We start from the raw sequence: 17,721 nt of genomic DNA on the forward strand, positions 1-17,721 counted from the left end.
CTCAGTGACTTCCTTGTGGGATGAGGGTGAGGGTGAGATCCCGGCCGTGCTGCACGAGCGACGCAGCGGGGTCCCAGCTGAAATGGCGAGCATCGGCCAGCGTCTGAATGCCCAGTTCGCCGATGCTGGAGGTACCTGAGCCGAGCACAGTGGGGGCCAGCGAAATGATCAGTTCATCGACCAGATCGGCGGCCAAGAAGGCAGCGGTCACCTGAGCGCCGCCTTCGACCATGAGATGCCGTATGCCCCGGGCTCTGAGCTGCTGGCCCGCAGCGAGCGGATCATGATGCGGTAACTGAATCCAGTTGCCGTCACCTCTCAGTGCCGCCTGCTGTGGGATGTCTCGCTTCCCGAGGACCACTCTTAGGGGCTGCTTTTCTGCCAGGCTGCCATCCGCTTGCCGTGCGGTCAGTCGCGGGTTGTCGGTCAGCACCGTGCCGGTACCCACCAACATCGCATCCGCTCTGGCCCGCAGCGCGTGATTTGCGGCAAGAGACTCCGGGCTGGAAATCCATTGGCTGGTGCCGTCGGCGGCCGCGATCCGGCCATCGACAGTCTGCGCAATATGCACGCTGGTATAGGGCCTGTGCTGGGTAACCGCACTGAACCAGCGGCGATTCACCTCTGCGGCCTCGGCGCGCAGCACTCCGGACAGCACTTCGATGCCTGCCTCCCGCAGTTGCTGTGCACCCCCGGTGGCCTGTGGGTCCGGATCATCCACGGCGTAGATCACCCGGCTGATGCCGGCATCGATGATGCTCTGACTACAAGCCGGCATCCGGCCCACGTGGGAGCACGGCTCCAGGCTGACCACCATGGTGCTGCCACGGCTGAGTTCCGGGCTCAGCTGAGTCAGTGCGTCCGCCTCGGCGTGCGGCGTGCCCGCTCCGCGGTGCCAGCCGGTGGCCAACACCTCACCCTCCTGATTGAGGACGACGGCGCCCACCAGCGGATTCGCTCCCCGGACTCCACGGAGCGCCAGATCAATGGCCTGCTGCATCGCCTGGTCCCAGCGCTCAGACTGCACCGGCGGCGCAGCGCTCTCGCTCCGGCCGGTCATTTCTGGATCGGTCATTTCTGGACCGGTCATTTCTGCGCCGGTCATTTCTGGACCGGTCATTTCTGCGCCGGTCATTTCTGGACCGGTCATTTCTGGATCGTCACGGTGGGATCGGGGAAGGCGGTCTGCACCGAGAGCTTCTGGCCATCCTGGCGCTTCACCCGCCACCAGACGAAGAAACCGGTGAGCGTGAACAAACCGTAGAAGATGTACATGAAGGCACTCGCGTAGTAGCCGGCGCTGAAGAGCAGTGGCACTCCGACGATGTCCACGGCGACCCAGATCAGCCAGAACTCGACCCAGCCGCGAGCCATCCCGTAAGTGGCCAGCAGCGAGCCCATGAAGATCCAGGCATCGGCCCAGATCGGTTCATAGGAGCCGAGGGCCTTGAAAAGCGGGGTGAGCAAAGCGGTTCCGGCGAAGAGCGCCACGATCAGGCCGATCCGTACCGGCCAGGAGGCCCAACGGGGTTCGACCGCAGCATGATCGCTCGCCGTGGAGGACTTCCTAGCGCGCTGCCAGCTGTACCATCCGTAGATCGAGACCAGGATGAACATGATCTGGCGGCCTGCCTGCCCCAGCAGATTCACCGGGTTGGGGGCCCCGAAGACGGTGCCTAAAAATACCGTGAACAGCAGTGCATTGCCGATAATGCCGATCGGCCAGGCCCACACTTTGCGGCGCATGCCGCCGAGGGCGCTCAACAATCCGAAAACATTGCCCAGCACTTCTCGCCAGAGCAGGAATCCGCCGCCGGCGAATTCGATTTTGGCGTCAAAGAGCCATCGCAGAATATCTGTCATGAGACAGTTACCCCTTTCCATCTAGTGCGATGGCTCCGGGGTAACGTCAATGAAGCCCGGCACGACTGAGCGCGCCTCATAGGCATCATCGAACGTGCTTCTCCCATCCAGACTTTAACTGTCGGTACCGGAATTTCACCGATTCAACCGTTTGCACTGCGCGGCTCGCCCTTCGCAGGGCCAGCACTACGCGGTACGCGCGGGTCGCGGACTATAACCGCCGGTTCGGACTTACACCGACCCCGGAGCACGTTGATTTAAAGATTATGACATGGCCAACCGTGGCTGTTGCGCGATTATTCCTCTGGCGTCATATCTGACGGTCATTCCGGCACGTTTCCAAAAACCAGCCGTCCCACTGAATGTTACAGATGATGCAAATGTGGCAAAATCTAGCCTCATCCGTAACTTGCGCAACACTCAATGGGACAGCTGGTTTCAAGAAGCACGAGCTTAGGGGCGGGAAGCGAGTGCCCTGAGCTCTTCTATGGCCTTCGCGGGCTCCGGCGTGTTGTAGACCGCGGAACCGGCGACGAAGACATCGGCTCCGGCCTCGGCGGCGCGCGCTATCGTCCCGGGAGAGATCCCGCCGTCCACTTGAAGCGCCAGCCGAGCCCCGGAGGCCTCGATGGCCTTCCGCGCACGTTTGATCTTCGGCAGCATGACATCCAGGAAAGCCTGGCCACCGAAACCGGGCTCCACCGTCATGATGAGCAAGAGATCCAGTTCGGAGAGCAGATCCAGATAGGGTTCCACCGGGGTCGCCGGACGCAGCGCCATTCCCACCCGGGCACCACGTTTCCGGATTTCCCGGGCCAGCCGCACCGGAGCCGCCGAGGCTTCAACGTGGAAGGTCACCGAAGCCGCCCCGAGCTCGGCGTATTCCGGGGCCCAGCGATCGGCGTCGGAAATCATCAGGTGCACGTCCAGCGGCACCGGGCTGACCTCTTGGATTCGGGCCACAATGGGCAGCCCGAGGGTGAGATTGGGCACGAAGTGGTTATCCATCACGTCCACGTGCACCGCATCAGCATTGCTGATCCGGTGCAACTCGGCCTCGAGGTTGACGAAATCGGCGGAGAGAATGCTCGGGTGGATTGCGCAGCCCATACTCGGTTTCCTTCGTGCTCAGTTTTTGCGGATCAAGGCGAGGAACATGGCATCGGTTTGATGCAGATGCGGCCAGAGCTGGGCGGTTTCCTGATGCCCTGCGCTGAGCGGCTGAAGCGCGACGGCATCGAGCGCCGTGCCCGCGTTCAGCAGTTTCAGATCGGTTCTGCCCCGTAATAAATCATCGACCACGGCAGTGGTCTCCGCGGGGTGCGGTGAGCAGGTGACGTAAGCGACCACACCGCCGGGGCGGACCGCACGAAGCGCTGCATCGAGGAGTTCGCGCTGTAATTGGCTGAGCTCGGCGACCTCCGCGGGGGTGCGCCGCCATCGCGACTCCGGACGACGTCGTAAAGCTCCCAGCCCGCTGCACGGCGCATCGACCATGATCCGGTCATAGAACTCGAGTTCTTGTTCAGCCACCTCCCGGCCATCTGCTGAACGCACCTCCCAGTATTCAGCGGGTACCGCGCTGAGCGCCTTGCGCACCAGCTCTGCGCGATGCGGCAGCGGTTCATTGGCTACCAGATGGGCGCCGCGCTGCGCGGCCAGGGCCGCCAGCAGGGCGGCTTTACCGCCCGGACCAGCGCACAGATCGAGCCAGCGCTCGTCACGCCCGCCGCCAGGGAGGGATGCATCGCTCAGCGGCAGCTCAGCGAGGGCACGAGCCACCAACTGCGAACCGACGTCCTGCACACGCACCGAACCGTCGCGGATACCGCTCAGCCTGCCCGGGTCTCCGCCGGAGGAAAGCGCCGATTCGGGGGCCAGCGGGCCCACCGTGAAGTCCGCTTCGAACGCCTCCTCGAGCGAGCCCAGGCCTGGCAGGGCCACCAAGTTGACCACCGGTGCGGCGTTATCGGCGGCCAGCAGCTCATCGATTTCCTGCACCGGCCTGCCGTGTGCCACGAGTGCCTGACGCAGTGCTCTGATAATCCATTCCGGATGGGCGTACTCCAGTGCGGCGGCCTTGATCGGATCGGCGACCCCTTCGGTGAGCTCGGCGAACCATTCCGCGAGATCCTTGGAGCCGATTTTTCGTAGCACCGCATTGATGAACGAGGCCGGACCGGCTCCGATTACGGCTCGGGCCAGACCAACCGTCTGATTGACCGCCGCATGTGGAGGGATGCGCATGGCGAGCAGCTGATGCGTTCCCAACCGCAGGGCGTCCATAATCGACTCTTCCACCTCGGAGAGCTGCCGATCGACGCAACGGGCGATGATCGCGTCGTAGCTTCCTTTGGCGCGCAGCGCACCGTAGCTGAGTTCGGTGGCGAGTCCGGCGTCCCGCTTATCGAGACGGTACTGCCGGATTTTGGCGGGCAGCACCAGATTCGCGTAGGCATTGTCCTTGGAGACCGCGCGCAGCACTTCGAAAGCCACCAGCCTGGCCGGATCCGCTTCCCGAAGCCGCTGGGCAGGAGTGGCTTCCGAATAGTTCCGTGCTGACTGGCCACCTCGGGGCTGTTCGCCGCGGGAGCGGTTTCCGCCGCGATTCCGTTCACGCCCGCGATCGTTTCGCCGCGCCTGATCACTCATCTGTGCAACTCATCTCTTGTCCTCGGTGCTAGGTTCAGCGGCGTCATTCGAATCTCATTCCCTCGGCTGAAGGCAACCCTCGCACCCAGTCTGCAGCGGCCATCATCTTCTTCCCGGAGGGCTGCACGAGTTTCAGTTGAACGGCGTGCGAGCCGGTGCCGACCAGCACGGTCTTGCCGCTGAGCACCGCGAGCTCCCCCGGTGCCAGATTCCGCTGATCTGGTCTCAGCCCCACCGGCCCCAGTTTGAATCGCTGGCCGGCCAGCAGCGTCCAGGCTCCAGGTTCACCGGTGACTCCGCGAATCCGGCGTGAAATGGCTAAGGCGGGCTGTTGAAAATCGATTCGCCCGTCTTGCAGCGTGAGTTTCGGGGCCAGCGAGACCTGGCCGCTCTGCGGCACCGCGAGCGCATTCCCCGCGGCTATTGCGGAAAGGGTCTGAGAGAGCAGGGCAGCCCCGGAGCGGGAGAGCCGCTCCAAGAGGATCGAGGAGGTGTCCTCTGGGCGGATCAGTTCGGTGAGGGTACCGAAGACCGGCCCAGTGTCCAGACCAGCTTCCAGTTGGAAGGTCGAGGCCCCAGTGAATTCGTCACCGTTGATCACGGCGTGCTGCACCGGCGCGGCGCCCCGCCAGGCTGGCAGCAGCGAGAAGTGCAGGTTGATCCAGCCGTGCTGCGGAATACTCAACGCCCTGGCCGGGATCAGCGCACCATAGGCGACGATGGCCGCGACTTCGGGGCTCAGGGCGGCTATTTCCGCTTGCGCTGCGTCGTCCAGCTTAGCGGGTTTGAGTACCGGCAGGCCGAGCTCCGCCGCCCGCAGCGCAACCGGGGAAGGCGTCAGCAGACGCTTACGGCCCACCGGGGCGTCAGGCCGGGTCAAGACGCCGACGACGTCGAAACCGGCCGCCAGCAGCGCCTCCAGCGAAGGGATCGCCACCGAGGGAGTGCCTGCGAAGAGCACTCTCATATGGTGTCCCGGGGTCCGGGAGCGGCGAAACCGAAACTCGATCCCACGGTCTGAGAGCGCTTCGCGGTGGTCCGGGCGGTGACTTGTTCGTAGTGCTGATCACGGATCGCGCGCAAGGCTGCTTTACGGTCCTCACCCGCGAGCCGGTCCACGTAAAGCTTGCCATTGAGATGGTCGGTTTCATGCTGTAGGCAACGAGCGAGTAGGCCCTCTGCTTCGATCAGCACCGGTTCACCGTGCTGATCGACGCCGGTGACCCGGCTGAAGCGTTTACGAGGGGTGACAAAGCCCAGGCTGGGTACCGATAGACAGCCTTCGGCTCCGGGCTGCTGATCGTCCTCGCTGCTTTCGATCAGCGGATTGATCACGTGACCGGATTGATCGCCCACCCGATAGGTGAAAATCCTCTTGCCTACTCCGATTTGCGGTGCGGCGAGACCTGCACCGTCGACGTCGTCCATGGTCTCCATCATGTCGGCGATCAGTTTCGCCAGCTCGGCTCCGAATTCGGTCACCGGCTCAGCAACGGTCCGCAGCACGGGGTCCCCGATGAGCCGGATGTGAAGAATTGCCATTCGCTCAGAACCCTTGCCTCAAATCGATCGGTCGTCCCCAGTATTCTAGGCACCCCAGTATTCTAGGCCAGACCGTCAGCCAGCGGGGTACCCCGATCGGCACGGCGCCGGTTCAAGAAGCCGGACGGGGCGGCGCCAGTGGCAGCAGAGGTTCACCGGCTCTAGCGGCTTCCAGATGCCGTTCCCAGAGCCTCTGCAGGGCGCAGAATTTGTACCACTGCTGCGGCAGCACCTCGGGGTTGGCCCGCATCGGGCGAACCCCGGTTTCGCCGATCGCCACCGCGAGCAGCAGCGGCTCCCGCCCGTAGCGCCACGCCTCCCAGCTTCCGGTAGTGGCATCCAGCAAACTTTCCTCGGCCTTCATTCCGGCGACCAATTGCATGACCACCTTGGGGTCGATGGACTTGACTTCGCCGTTCCGATCGGTGCCCTTGGTCTTGTAATCGATCAGACAGAGGCGTCCTGAGATCTGGGCCACCAGATCCAGGGTTCCCGCATAGCCGACGCTCTGATTCCAGATCGTCACTTCGGGAGCCAGCGGCTGAACGTCGTACTCCTTCCACCAGGCATCAAAGCGGTCAGCGAAGGCGAGTTCCCGGTGTTCCGCCAATTCCGTGCGAGCACGCTCCAACTCGTGTTCCCGCTCCAGGGCGCGCAGGGCCACCTGCTCAGCGTAGAAGTGCACCCGATCACCACGAGCGGCAGCTTCGTTACGGTAATTCTCTGCGGCATTTGCGGACTCCCGAATCAGCGGCCTCAATCTTTCCGGCTTACCTGCAGCTTCGGGCAGCCCGGCATGCGCGGCCAGCGCACTCGCCGCCATGTATCCCACCCAGCCACTCAGGTCCAACGCCTGCATGCCGATCACCGTAGTGATCGAGGGCACCGAGGGCTGCTCGGTCAGTGAGCGAGCGTACATCCTGCCGAACTCGGTGGCATGGGCTAAGGCGGGTTGAGTCATGGTTCTACTATGTCATTGGGTTCCGACACCGCAGATTCGGAGGGCTGCTCAGCCGACTGCTCGCTGTGACTTTCGGACCGCGCAGTTTGATGTTCTGCCTTCGCTGCACTGTCGACCTTCGCTGCACTGTCGACCTTGGCTGGTTTGGCTGCCCTTTTAGCTGTCTTCGCTACTTTTTTGACGGCTTCTCCGGCGGCGAGATCCGCTTGATACACCGCCTGTACGGTGAGGGCCTTCTGGGTCTGCAGAATCAGCGGATCGAAAAAAGCATCCCGGTAATCCTTGCTGGAGTTGATCGAGACCACGAAGTTCAACGCCGCGATGGCGCTCAAGAAAGCCGCCACCCGAACCGGCACTTCGGGAATCGGCAGCGTGACTCCGAAGATCTGCAAGAGAGTTTCCGGCCTACCCGCCCATTGCACCGCGAGCTGGGGCGGAATGGAAAGCGCATTGAGTGCCATGATGAACGCGAAGACCAGAACCCCAAAGATCATCACCTGAATGCACTGCGCAAGCACCATGATGAAAACCACGTTCGCCTGCTCGGTGCGCCTGAGATGCTGCCAGCTTCCCTGAGCCGGGCCCGCAGGGAGCTGACCATCCTGCTGAGCCTGCACGATCTCCGCATCGGGGGTCAGCGTTTCCGGCATATCCTGCAGTTCCTTACGGGTGCTGTAGATCAGGAAGAGCATGCCAATGCCGAGCAGGAAGGCGATCAGCCAGAAGATCTGGCCTCGTTTTAGCATCGCCGCCACTTGCCAGAATTCCTGGGCGTAGAAGACGGTGATGACCACCAGGATGAGCAGCGGAATGGCGATTGCGGCGAGCAGCCAGATGGCCGATAGCTGGCGAAGCGCGGCCCGCAGGCTCCAACCGAGCAGCGATCCCACACCGATCCAGGTCAGGAAGAGCACCAGTAGCAGCGGAACCACGTTGTCCAAGGCCCCGGACCACCAGTCTTGCGCTGAGGCGCCCAGCATCACCACCTGATTGATCACGAGCAGGATGACGATCGAAACCAGCGCGATGCCACGAGCCAGTACTGCACGCCGCCTGAACAGCCGATGGGCCACGATGGCGATCACCAGCGGCCCGAGGGTGATCAGGCCGAAAAGCGCGAAGTAATTGATCAGCTCGCTATCGCTGAGGTCTGCGGCTTCCTGATCCACCTTGCTGAACAGCGGCAGGCGACCGACGATGCCTCCGCCCAGGCCGAAAAGCGCGAAGAACAACAGCGCCGGAGCGCAACGGGCCAACAGGTGCTTGGAACGTTCCCGGGGCTTCACGAAATAAGGCAGGCCCTGGGCTCTGAACCATTCTTCGGTTTCAAAACGCTGCTTTTCCGCACTGCTTGAGGCCATGCTGGTAAGCATAGATTGGCTCGAGCGGCTCCGCGAAGTATGTTTCGACGTCGCCCCGGCCAGCTAGCGCACAGTCCGGGCAGTGATCAGCGGCAGCATCGGATCCTAAGAACTCTTCAGTTCGGAACGCGCGCGGACCGCGAAGACGATGGCGAAAGCGGTCAACCCAGCGATGCCGAGGATTCCGGCCCGGGCTCCAGTTACCTGATCATCGCCGAGATTCAGCAGAATCCCGCCGATTGAAGCACTCATGGTGTAAGCGATGAGTTGCACGGTTGAGAGTCCGGCTCCTGCTTTCGCCGCTTCGACGTCGTCCTGAGAGCTGCGTAATGCGGCAACGCTCAACTGCGGATAAGCCAGCCCGATCCCGGCACCCGCGATGAAAAGCAGGATCGCCCAAGCGACCACGGTGAGCGGAGCACCACTGCTGCTCTGCAGCAGGCCATAACAGAGCAAGCCACCGGTCAGCAGCACGGGGCCGAGCAGCAGGCTTCCCCTGGCTCGCCTGCCCGCTAATCCAGCGCTCACGAGCTGCGAAACAGACCAGCCGGCGGACAATGCTGCGCCGAGCAATCCGGCGAGCAATGGATTCAGCCCGGGAAGGCGGTGCCCGAAAAGCGGCACAAAGCTCTCCACCATGACGCCCGCAGAAAGCGCAGCCACCGAAAGATAAACCCATTTGAGTCCGGAATCTCGGCGATAGGTCGCCGCAGGCAGGACAGTAGTGGCAGATTTCCTCTCGATCAGCACGAACGCGATCAGAGCTGCCACCCCCAGCAGAACACAGAGCAAACGAAGCAGGCCTTCCAGTGAAGATGCCAGGCTGAAGCAGAGCGCCGCGGCGGCCAGCACCAGCAATGATCCGAGCGGCACGCGCCGCGGCTGTGCTTTGGACGTGGCTGGACGGATCGCCCGGTAACTGAGCAAGATCAGTAGCACCGCTGGAAGAACGAGCGTCGCATAGGCCAGCCGCCAACCACCGAACTGACCGAACAAGCCCCCGAGCGCCGGTCCGAGTAAAGTGCCGAAGGCCCACATTGCGGCGACCAGCGCCGTCGTTCGCTGCCACAGAGCCTCTGGCAGGAGCAGCCTGACGCAGGCGAAGCCGAGCCCAACCAGCAAACCGCCTCCCAGACCCTGAACGATCCGGCCGAGCACCAGAACGATGATATTGGGGCTGAGCACCATCACCACCGCCCCCGCCGCGAAAACGGCGAAAGCCAGCAGATAGGCGCCCCTGCTCCCCCGGCTGCTGAGCAGCCGGTCAACCAGCATCGTGGCGGTCACTGCGGCGAGTAGGAATCCGGTGGCCACCCAGCTGTAGAGCGCCTGACCGCCGATGTCTTCAATGATCGTCGGCAGCAAGGCAGCGGTGAAATACAGGTTCATCGCGTAGAGGAAGACTCCCCCGGCGAGTATCGACACCGGCCCCAGGTAAGGCGCCCGGAATAAGGCCGACCAGGTGGCCTCCTGCTGTGGGGAGTCGACTTGCTTTTTCACGACGATCCTCTCTGCGCCCCACCTGAGGCTATCTAACGATGTTAGATATAAACTAACAGTGTTAGTTTATAAATTTCAACTGATACTTTTGGTGAGTGAAGCAGATTGGAGCGGGCGAATGAGTCAGAACTCTGACCACGCACCGGGAGGAAAATTTTCCAGCGTATGGCTTCGAGATCGTGATCCTCAGCCGGATGGAATGCCACTGAGCAGCGGAAGAATCACCAGCAAAGCGATCGAAATACTCGACTCTCGAGGGCTCGATGCACTCACCATGCGCACCCTGGCTAAAGAACTGGAGATCAGCGCCCCTTCCCTGTACTGGCACATCCGCACCAAAGAAGAAGTGATAGAGCTAGCCATCGACCAGGTCTTCTCCGAGCTTCCCATCCCGAAGGAGAGCGCACCCTGGCGCGGGAGAATACACAGTCAGCTGACGGCCTGGCGGGATCTGATGATCAGGCACCCCTGGGTTCCTTCCGAAGCTCTTCGAAGAGTGCTTTTAGGTCCGAATTTCCTGGCTCAGCTCGAAACGTTGCAGAGCACCTTGCACGGCGCCGGCTTCGAAGGGCAGCAGCACCTCACCGCGAGTTGGCTTCTTTACAACCAGGTGATGGGTTCGGCTTCAGCCCGGAGCGCTATGAAGCTGGGCGAAGCGGACCTCCGACTCAGCCAGCAGTTCATCGACTCGCAGAGCGAGCGCTATCCCGCTCTGGCACGTTCGCATTATCTTCGCGATGAACACTGGGATCAGAATTTCTCAGCCGGTCTCAACTATCTGCTGGACGGTTTAGAACGTCAGCTCAGCGATTCATCGAAAAGCTGAGGCGCTCAACCGCGTACCGGAACCCAGGCAATCGGTGATCGCACTCGGTGATCGATAGAGCGACTTGCAAAAAAGATCGGCTCCGATCAGTGTTTCAACTGATCGGAGCCGATCTTTTTGCGGTGGGCGATACTGGGTTCGAACCAGTGACCTCTTCGGTGTGAACGAAGCGCGCTACCACTGCGCCAATCGCCCGCATACTGCTCAGAAATCCTATCCGATAAATTCACGAGCCGCCTAATCGGGACCAGCCGGGAGTCGAATCTCACCCCCTCTGGATGATCACCGATCCGCTCCGCTGACAGCGGATTTGGGCCCCAGAACAGACCCGGGAACTCGCCGAAGCGAAAAGCTGATTTGGCGTTTCCCTGATCGTCAGCTAGAGTTTTTACTCGCAGGAACACGAGGAAAGTTACTGAAGATCGGCGGTAAAAACCGGTCTGAATTGATGATCACTCAGGGGAAACTCGTTCCTTCTGCGGATGTGGCTCAGTGGTAGAGCATCACCTTGCCAAGGTGAGGGTCGCGAGTTCGAATCTCGTCATCCGCTCGCAGGAAACTGTCATCTGTAGCCCGCTCGTCATTATGTGATGAAGCGGGCTCGTTTGAAACCCGGTGGGGTGGCCGAGAGGCGAGGCAGCGGCCTGCAAAGCCGCGTACACGGGTTCGAATCCCGTTCCCACCTCTCAGTTTTTGAGAGACTTTGGGCGATTGGCGCAGCGGTAGCGCGCTTCCCTGACACGGAAGAGGTCACTGGTTCGATCCCAGTATCGCCCACCAAGAGATGGCCCCGTCGAAAGACGGGGCCATTACTCTTTAACCGCCGGGTGTGGTTAGTGGAGTACTTTGAGGCCCACCACGCAGACCACAATGCCCAATAAGAGCAGAATCTTGATCAGAGACACCGACTCGGTGCCGGTGATCATCGCGTACCCGACCGTGAGGACGGCACCGATGCCCACCCAGACGGCGTAGGCCGTGCCGATGGGAAGGGTCCGCATCGCCCAGGCCAGGCCAACCATGCTGGCAGCCACTGCGACGCCGAAAATCACGCTGGGCCAAAGCTTGGAGAAACCCTCAGATTTCCCCAGTGCGGTAGCCCAGACAGCCTCCAGAATTCCGGAGATCACTAAAACAATCCAGCCAAGAGAAGACGACATTTTATGCTCCTTGCGCCGTCTTTTCGCTGGCCGGGTACGGCGCACCTCGTCCGGGTGCCTTTGGCGGTTTCAGTATTTCACTTAAAGCGTGATGACAGATCATTACCTGCTCTTGGCGAGCCAAAAATCTCGGTCTAGGATTATGGCATTGGGGGCAAGATGGCCCCACCTAGCGAAGGGAGGTGCCCGTGTCTATTTTTGACGACATCAAGGGCAAGGCCGAGGACTTGATCGGCGATAACGCAGACAAGCTCAAAGAGGGCATCGAGAAAGTCGGAGATTTCATCGACGACAAGACCGGTGACAAGTTCAAGGACCAAATCGATGGCGTGCAGAAAGCCGCTGGAGATTTTGTCGATAACGCGAACAAAGATGACGCTCCTGCCGCCGAAGGTTCAGCAGAACCACAGGCCTAAGCGACCTTCGCTCAAGATCTGAGTCAAAGAGATCGCCTGCCCTGCCGCGAGGCAGCGCAGGCGATCTTTGGCGTTTAAGCGGCGGCTCACCGGCCTCGGGGCGCCCCCTGAAAATCAACGCCCGACGTCGTCAGCTCCGCGAGGCCAGCGCCGAGCCGGGTAACACGTCGTGCAGCTACTTCTGAGCCTCTGGCACCTGGGCTTCACGGGCCAGGGCGGTCAATCGAGAAACCGCCCTGAAGTACTTCTTCAAATACCCACCGGCCATCATCTCAGCGCTGAAGAGTTGGTCGATAGGCACTCCGCTGGCCAAGATCGGCACATCTTTGTCGTACAACCGATCCGCCAGCACCACGAACCGCAGCGCCACACTCTGCTCGGTGATGGTCTGCACCCGATGCCAGACCACTCCATCGATACCGTCGATCAACTGCCGATACCGGCTGGGGTGCACTCCGGCCAGATGGTCCAGGAGCTCCGAGAAATCGTCCACCGCGATCGTCTTGTCGGCGGCGAATTCAGTGGCAGCGGCCGCTTCGAGCTCTTCATCCGGCAGGGGCTGCGGCGGAGTGGGCAAGCCGCGATGCCGGTAGTCTTCGCCGTCGATCCGCACCACGTCGAACTGATCGGCCAGCACCTGGATCTCCCGCTGGAAATCCACCGCGGCGAATCGCCCCTCACCGAGCGATCCCGGCAAAGTGTTGGAGGTCGCGGCGAGTTTCACCCCGGCGTCGGACAGCTCACGCATCAGCCGGGACATCAGCACGGTGTCCCCCGGATCATCGAGTTCGAACTCATCGATGCAGACCAATTTGTATTGCTTGAGCGCATCAACGGTCTTCCGGAACGAGAGCGCTCCCACCAGATTGGTGTATTCCACGAAGGTGCCGAAGGCCTTAGGGCCGGGCGCCGAATGCCAGAGCGAGGCGAGCAGGTGGGTTTTACCGACGCCGAAGCCCCCGTCAAGGTAGATCCCAGCGCGGCTGGCAGGCTTCTTTGCCCCGAAGAACTTCTTCAGACCACGTGCTCCCGAGCCGCCGATCGAGGCGGAGAAATCCTGCAAGGCCTTCACCGCCAAAGCCTGCGAGGGCTGCTTGGGGTCGGGACGATAGCTTTCAAAGGACACCTCACCGAAGCGCGGCGAGGGGTAGAACCCTTGTAGCAACTCGTCAACTGAGACCGAGGGAATGCGAGTGGCAAGGTGTTCGACGTTGGCCAAATTCAATCCGTTCCGAGGGGCCAGCGGCCCGAATGGGCGTTTCAACGGCTAGATGAGCCGCAAACGCAGTGAAACAAGTCATTGCAAGGATACCGCTCACCGTTCGGGGATATGTCCTTCTATGACCTTCGGAAGCATTTCAACGGCGCCGTCGTTAGGCTTGGAAGAGGCTTCGGCAACAGTCCCGATCAGTATTTCTTGACCCGATCAGTATTTCTTGACCCGATCAGTATTTCTTGAGGAGTTCAGATGAGCATTGCAGCAGACACCGCGGAAAAGTTCAGCAGCTACGCCGCCCCCGAGCGACTGGTCTCTACGGAATGGGTCGCCGAGGCGATTGCCACCGGGAAAGTCGGCAGCGCCGAGCTGGCGATCGTGGAATCCGACGAAGACATCCTGCTCTACGAAACCGGCCATATCCCCGGCGCGGTGAAAATCGATTGGCACACCGACCTCAATGATGCCGACACTCGGGATTACATCGATGGTGCCGCTTTTGCGGAGCTGCTGGGCAAGAAGGGCATCGGCAGGGACACCACCGTGGTGATTTACGGCGACAAATCCAATTGGTGGGCGGCATATGCGCTGTGGGTTTTCACCCTCTTCGGCCATCAGGATGTCCGGCTGTTGGACGGCGGGCGGGATAAGTGGATCGCCGAAGGCCGCGAGCTGAGCACCGAAGCTCCCGCACCACAGGCAGTGGAGTACCCGGTAGTACAGCGCGAGGATTCCGCGATCCGTGCCTTTAAGGACGACGTCGTTCAGCACCTGGGTCACGGCCCGCTGATCGATGTGCGCTCCCCCGAGGAGTACACCGGAGCCCGCACCTCAATGCCCGCCTATCCCGAAGAGGGCGCGCTGCGCGGAGGTCACATTCCCACCGCCGCCTCGGTGCCCTGGGCCAAGGCCGCGGCCGAAGATGGCACCTTCCGCAGCCGCAATGAGCTCGAGGCGATCTACCTCGACGGCGCGGGCCTGCGGGCCGGTGACGATGTGGTGGCTTACTGCCGGATCGGTGAGCGCTCCAGCCATACCTGGTTCGTGCTGAAACATCTGCTGGGCTTCGAGAACGTTCGCAACTATGACGGCTCGTGGACCGAGTGGGGAAATGCCGTCCGGGTGCCGATCGCTAAGGGCGAGAATCCTGGCACGGTCTGACCGAGCCCGCTGGCCATCAGCGACGTGTCGACTCCTGACAACGTATTCTGGGTGCTGTGACTGATATTCAACACCCCGGCAACCAGGCCAAGGGACAAACCGCCGATTCGATGCCCGCCGCGCTCGCCGAGATCATCGACGACTTCCAGGCGATCGAAGAATCGGAACGGCTGCAACTGCTTCTGGAATTCTCACGCAGCCTGCCAGCGCTTCCCGAGCGCTTTGCGCAGCATCCGGAGTTGCTGGAGCAGGTGGTGGAGTGCCAGTCGCCATTGTTCTTGACCTTGCAGATTGAGGACGGCGCGGTGCAGCTTTACTTCTCGGCTCCCCCGGAGGCACCGACCACGAGGGGCTTCGCGAGTGTCTTGCACGAGGGCCTGAACGGGTGCAGCCCGGCCGAAATCCTGGCGGTTCCGGACGATATGCCGGAGCAGCTGGGGTTGACCCGAGCACTCACTCCACTGCGGCTGCGAGGCATGTCGGCCATGCTGGGTCGGATCAAACGGCAGATCCGGGCGCAAATCGCCGATTAAACCGCTGGCTTTCTTTCCTCGCGTCTCGATCCGGCTTCGATCCGTGCGCGGCTAGCCCTGGAATTCCTTGGGCACGGTGTCCCTCGGCAGTTCGTAGTGGCCAAGGCGTGGCTCGAGCCAGGTCTTCACCACCGACTCCCAGCGCTCCGAATCGACGTTCCATTCGCGGGTATGGGCTGCTTTTTCGAACTCGACGAAGCTCACCATCTCCGGATTGCGCCTGGCCAGTTCTTCAGAAGGGCCATAGGGCACGAAATCGTCGTCCTTACTGTGCACGATGAGAGTCGGGGTGCGCAGCTCAACGGCCCGGCTGACCCAGTCCATGCTCTTCAGATCGACGGGCGCTGCCAGGCCGGTGATCCGTCGGCCCAACGGGTGGCTGAGCATCAGCTGCCCGTACCTGCCGATCGCGGCTGGAATGCGATTCAAGCTGGCTTGATGGGCTAACACATCGATCCAGTTGATCACCGGCGCGTCGAGGACCAGAGCGATGACTTCCTGACGATGTCTGCTCTGGTCCACCAATTGCAAACAGACCGCGCCGCCCATTGAGTACCCGAAGAGCACCACGTCCTTGGCACCGTGGTCGAGTGCGAATTCAATAGCGGCCTCGATATCCCGCCACTCGGTCACCCCCAGGCCATATCTGCCGTCGTCGGCGGCTGGAGCCTCCCCATCATTACGATAGGAGACCAAGAGGCAGCTCAGCCCCAATTCGCGCGCGGTACGTACCGCTCTGAGCCCCTCGGTTCGTTTGGCACCTCGGCCGTGGACCATGATCGCCCAGGTGGAGAGCTTCTTCTCGGTCGGTCGGATCAGCCAAGCAGGCGCCCTCCCAACCGGCAAGTCGATCAGGACTTCCTCTGCGGCCACCCCGATCTCCGCCGGGCTCTGGAAGATCGACCCGGTCCATTTACCCCGAAGCGCTTGATGCAGGTCTCCGGCGATGACTTCCTCGACCACCCGGGAAACCGTTCCCTCGCGGGGCACGTACGAGCGAATGGCACCGATCCGGGCGTGGCCTGCTGAAGCGTTGAAACTCAATCCGTAGACGCCGTCAATGGTGGTCTCAACGGTGGCCGGCAGCACGATCTGCAGCTCCGACCCCTCACGCAGTACCGCCAGGATCTCCAGGTCCTCAGGCTGTTCCTTCTCTGGGATGACCACCTTCCGTGCGAAATACCCAGCGAGCGCGGAACTCCCCGCAGCCAGCAGCGAGATCAGGGTGGCTCCGGAAGCTGCACCGAGCAGTAACCATGTGAACCAAGCTGAGCGCTGCTGTGCGCGAGGTGTAGCCATGGCTCCATTCTGGCGGAGTGATCTGCCGCCGTCGAGTCGCTACGCCGTTCCGCTCCGTTCCTTTTCCAGCCGTCCCACTGAATGTTAACAATGTGAAGGATGTGACTGTTTCAGAGAAACTTCTGCCTCATCAGCAACACTCAATGGGACGGCTGGAAAAATAGAGGGGTTGATCCCGGGGCCCTCGGGCTGGGCCCACACGTCCGAGGGACCCGAAACGAGGAACGAGTTTTGGGAGGACGTGGGGATACGCTTAGACCATGACGGACACCATTATTATTCTGACCGAAGCCCCCTTGGGCGAGATCGACGTAGAAAACATCAGCGGCCTCTTCTCGGACGATGAGCAGACCGAGCTCACCGTCTTGGTCCCGGACGACGTCAGGCGAAACCTTCTGGTCGATGTCATCGACCAGCTGAGTCTGTTGGACCTGCCCGCCGCGCTCAAGGAATTCGGTGGTCGGGAGTCGAAGGAGCAAGCCAAGCTGCGAGCCGAAGGCACCCTGGAAGTCTGCATCGCAGCGCTGCAGGAAACCGGTGCTCCGGTGACCGGTAAGGTCATCGAGGGCGACGCCGTCGCCGGTTTGGTGGCCGAGGTGCAGGCCAGCTCGGCCAGGCAAGCGGTGGTGATCACCGAACCCCATGTCCTGGAGGACACCTTCCACACCGACTGGGCCACCCGCGCTCAGGACAAACTGGGGTTGCCGGTGCTGCATCTTTATGCCGGTTCGGGATTTATTGGTGACTCCTAAACGTTATTGATGATATGAGCGAATCTGTGGGAAACACCAGCTATTTCCAGAATTCCTATGCCCCCTCAGTGGTCAAGACCGATGAGGAATGGCGGGCAGAACTGAGCCCCGAGGAATACCGCGTGCTGCGCCAAGCTGGCACGGAGCGAGCGTTCGTCGGCGAGTACACCGATACTCACACCGCCGGAATCTACCAGTGCCGGGCCTGTGGGGCCGAGCTTTTCCGCAGCAATGAGAAGTTCGACTCGCACTGTGGTTGGCCGTCCTTCTTCGCCCCGTTGGCTGAGGAAAGAGTCCGTTATATCCACGATCGCAGCATGGGCATGGATCGCGTGGAGGTGCGTTGTGCCGCCTGTGATTCGCATCTGGGACACGTTTTCGAAGGCGAGGGCTACGGCACTCCCACCGATCAGCGGTATTGCATCAACTCGGTCTCGATGAAGCTGGTTCCCGCGGAATAATCAGCGGACTTCCAAGCC

Annotated in this window: 18 protein-coding genes, 4 tRNA genes and 2 riboswitches; of the genes, 9 read left to right on the forward strand and 13 right to left on the reverse strand. The window is 61.6% G+C overall.

The genetic code is table 11. The annotated features are described in order from the left end of the window. Position 1: 1 nt before the first annotated feature. The 9 genes from ribD to ABDK06_RS10400 all read right to left on the reverse strand — a co-directional run bounded on the left by ribD (position 2) and on the right by ABDK06_RS10400 (position 9,879). Positions 2-1,150 (reverse strand): bifunctional diaminohydroxyphosphoribosylaminopyrimidine deaminase/5-amino-6-(5-phosphoribosylamino)uracil reductase RibD, encoded by a 1,149-nt coding sequence (gene ribD, locus ABDK06_RS10360; RefSeq protein WP_394940951.1) that lies wholly within the window; start codon positions 1,148-1,150, stop codon positions 2-4. After that, positions 1,147-1,863 (reverse strand): nicotinamide riboside transporter PnuC, encoded by a 717-nt coding sequence (gene pnuC, locus ABDK06_RS10365; protein ID WP_394940952.1) that lies wholly within the window; start codon positions 1,861-1,863, stop codon positions 1,147-1,149. The genes ribD and pnuC overlap by 4 nt, the downstream gene beginning before the upstream one ends. 91 nt (positions 1,864-1,954) lie before the next feature. Beyond that, positions 1,955-2,117: riboswitch (FMN riboswitch) on the reverse strand. 199 nt (positions 2,118-2,316) lie between these two features. After that, a complete protein-coding gene (gene rpe, locus ABDK06_RS10370; protein WP_394940953.1) occupies positions 2,317-2,973 on the reverse strand; it encodes a ribulose-phosphate 3-epimerase in 657 nt (218 codons plus the stop codon). 18 nt (positions 2,974-2,991) lie between these two features. Next, a complete protein-coding gene (locus tag ABDK06_RS10375) occupies positions 2,992-4,515 on the reverse strand; it encodes an RsmB/NOP family class I SAM-dependent RNA methyltransferase (RefSeq protein WP_394940954.1) in 1,524 nt (507 codons plus the stop codon). A gap of 43 nt (positions 4,516-4,558) precedes the next feature. After that, positions 4,559-5,482, reverse strand: a complete 924-nt coding sequence (fmt, locus tag ABDK06_RS10380) for a methionyl-tRNA formyltransferase (RefSeq protein ID WP_394940955.1) — start codon at positions 5,480-5,482, stop codon at positions 4,559-4,561. Beyond that, positions 5,479-6,057, reverse strand: a complete 579-nt coding sequence (gene def / locus ABDK06_RS10385) for a peptide deformylase (RefSeq protein ID WP_394940956.1) — start codon at positions 6,055-6,057, stop codon at positions 5,479-5,481. The genes fmt and def overlap by 4 nt, the downstream gene beginning before the upstream one ends. A 112-nt stretch (positions 6,058-6,169) precedes the next feature. Then, positions 6,170-7,018: a cytochrome gene (locus ABDK06_RS10390; protein WP_394940957.1), complete on the reverse strand. Its 849-nt coding sequence runs from the start codon at positions 7,016-7,018 to the stop codon at positions 6,170-6,172. Then, positions 7,015-8,379: a hypothetical protein gene (locus tag ABDK06_RS10395; RefSeq protein ID WP_394940958.1), complete on the reverse strand. Its 1,365-nt coding sequence runs from the start codon at positions 8,377-8,379 to the stop codon at positions 7,015-7,017. The genes ABDK06_RS10390 and ABDK06_RS10395 overlap by 4 nt, the downstream gene beginning before the upstream one ends. 105 nt (positions 8,380-8,484) lie before the next feature. Then, complete coding sequence (locus ABDK06_RS10400) at positions 8,485-9,879, reverse strand: MFS transporter (RefSeq protein ID WP_394940959.1); 1,395 nt, start codon at positions 9,877-9,879, stop codon at positions 8,485-8,487. Between the two features lie 118 nt (positions 9,880-9,997). Between ABDK06_RS10400 and ABDK06_RS10405 the strand changes: the two genes are divergently transcribed. Continuing rightward, positions 9,998-10,705: a TetR/AcrR family transcriptional regulator gene (locus ABDK06_RS10405; protein ID WP_394940960.1), complete on the forward strand. Its 708-nt coding sequence runs from the start codon at positions 9,998-10,000 to the stop codon at positions 10,703-10,705. Between the two features lie 123 nt (positions 10,706-10,828). Here ABDK06_RS10405 and ABDK06_RS10410 read toward each other — a convergent pair. Beyond that, positions 10,829-10,900, reverse strand: a tRNA-Val gene (locus ABDK06_RS10410). 283 nt (positions 10,901-11,183) lie between these two features. Here ABDK06_RS10410 and ABDK06_RS10415 point away from each other — a divergent pair. From ABDK06_RS10415 to ABDK06_RS10425, 3 genes are all read left to right on the forward strand, one after another. Further along, positions 11,184-11,255 (forward strand) — tRNA-Gly (locus tag ABDK06_RS10415). Positions 11,256-11,319: 64 nt separating this feature from the next. Further along, positions 11,320-11,390: transfer RNA gene (locus tag ABDK06_RS10420), tRNA-Cys, on the forward strand. Positions 11,391-11,410: 20 nt separating this feature from the next. Further along, positions 11,411-11,485, forward strand: a tRNA-Val gene (locus ABDK06_RS10425). A 53-nt stretch (positions 11,486-11,538) separates the two neighbouring features. On the opposite strand, the gene ABDK06_RS10430 is transcribed toward ABDK06_RS10425, so the two are convergent. Next, positions 11,539-11,865 carry a DMT family transporter gene (locus ABDK06_RS10430; RefSeq protein ID WP_394940961.1) on the reverse strand — a complete coding sequence of 109 codons (327 nt, stop codon included), beginning with the start codon at positions 11,863-11,865 and terminating at the stop codon, positions 11,539-11,541. A 9-nt stretch (positions 11,866-11,874) separates the two neighbouring features. Then, positions 11,875-11,935: riboswitch (guanidine-III (ykkC-III) riboswitch) on the reverse strand. A 118-nt stretch (positions 11,936-12,053) separates the two neighbouring features. On the opposite strand from ABDK06_RS10430, the gene ABDK06_RS10435 reads away from it, so the two are divergent. Then, the gene (locus tag ABDK06_RS10435; protein ID WP_394940962.1) at positions 12,054-12,281 is read left to right on the forward strand and encodes an antitoxin; all 228 of its coding nucleotides are present in this window, start codon (positions 12,054-12,056) and stop codon (positions 12,279-12,281) included. A gap of 175 nt (positions 12,282-12,456) precedes the next feature. Here the strand turns inward: ABDK06_RS10435 and zapE are convergent, their stop codons facing one another. Further along, positions 12,457-13,500 (reverse strand): cell division protein ZapE, encoded by a 1,044-nt coding sequence (gene zapE, locus ABDK06_RS10440; RefSeq protein WP_394940963.1) that lies wholly within the window; start codon positions 13,498-13,500, stop codon positions 12,457-12,459. Positions 13,501-13,749: 249 nt separating this feature from the next. Here zapE and ABDK06_RS10445 point away from each other — a divergent pair, with 249 nt between their 5' ends. Both ABDK06_RS10445 and ABDK06_RS10450 read left to right on the forward strand, forming a co-directional pair. Next, a complete protein-coding gene (locus ABDK06_RS10445; RefSeq protein WP_394940964.1) occupies positions 13,750-14,658 on the forward strand; it encodes a sulfurtransferase in 909 nt (302 codons plus the stop codon). A gap of 110 nt (positions 14,659-14,768) precedes the next feature. Further along, positions 14,769-15,191: a SufE family protein gene (locus ABDK06_RS10450; protein WP_394941306.1), complete on the forward strand. Its 423-nt coding sequence runs from the start codon at positions 14,769-14,771 to the stop codon at positions 15,189-15,191. Between the two features lie 51 nt (positions 15,192-15,242). On the opposite strand, the gene ABDK06_RS10455 is transcribed toward ABDK06_RS10450, so the two are convergent. After that, positions 15,243-16,490, reverse strand: a complete 1,248-nt coding sequence (locus ABDK06_RS10455; protein WP_394940965.1) for an alpha/beta hydrolase family protein — start codon at positions 16,488-16,490, stop codon at positions 15,243-15,245. A 260-nt stretch (positions 16,491-16,750) separates the two neighbouring features. On the opposite strand from ABDK06_RS10455, the gene ABDK06_RS10460 reads away from it, so the two are divergent. Together ABDK06_RS10460 and msrB are read left to right on the forward strand one after the other, a co-directional pair. After that, positions 16,751-17,242, forward strand: a complete 492-nt coding sequence (locus ABDK06_RS10460; protein ID WP_394940966.1) for a hypothetical protein — start codon at positions 16,751-16,753, stop codon at positions 17,240-17,242. A gap of 14 nt (positions 17,243-17,256) precedes the next feature. Next, positions 17,257-17,703: a peptide-methionine (R)-S-oxide reductase MsrB gene (gene msrB, locus ABDK06_RS10465; RefSeq protein ID WP_394940967.1), complete on the forward strand. Its 447-nt coding sequence runs from the start codon at positions 17,257-17,259 to the stop codon at positions 17,701-17,703. Positions 17,704-17,721: the final 18 nt, after the last annotated feature.

This window comes from Psychromicrobium ferritrahens (assembly GCF_043789415.1).
Classification (GTDB): Bacteria; Actinomycetota; Actinomycetes; order Actinomycetales; family Micrococcaceae; genus Renibacterium.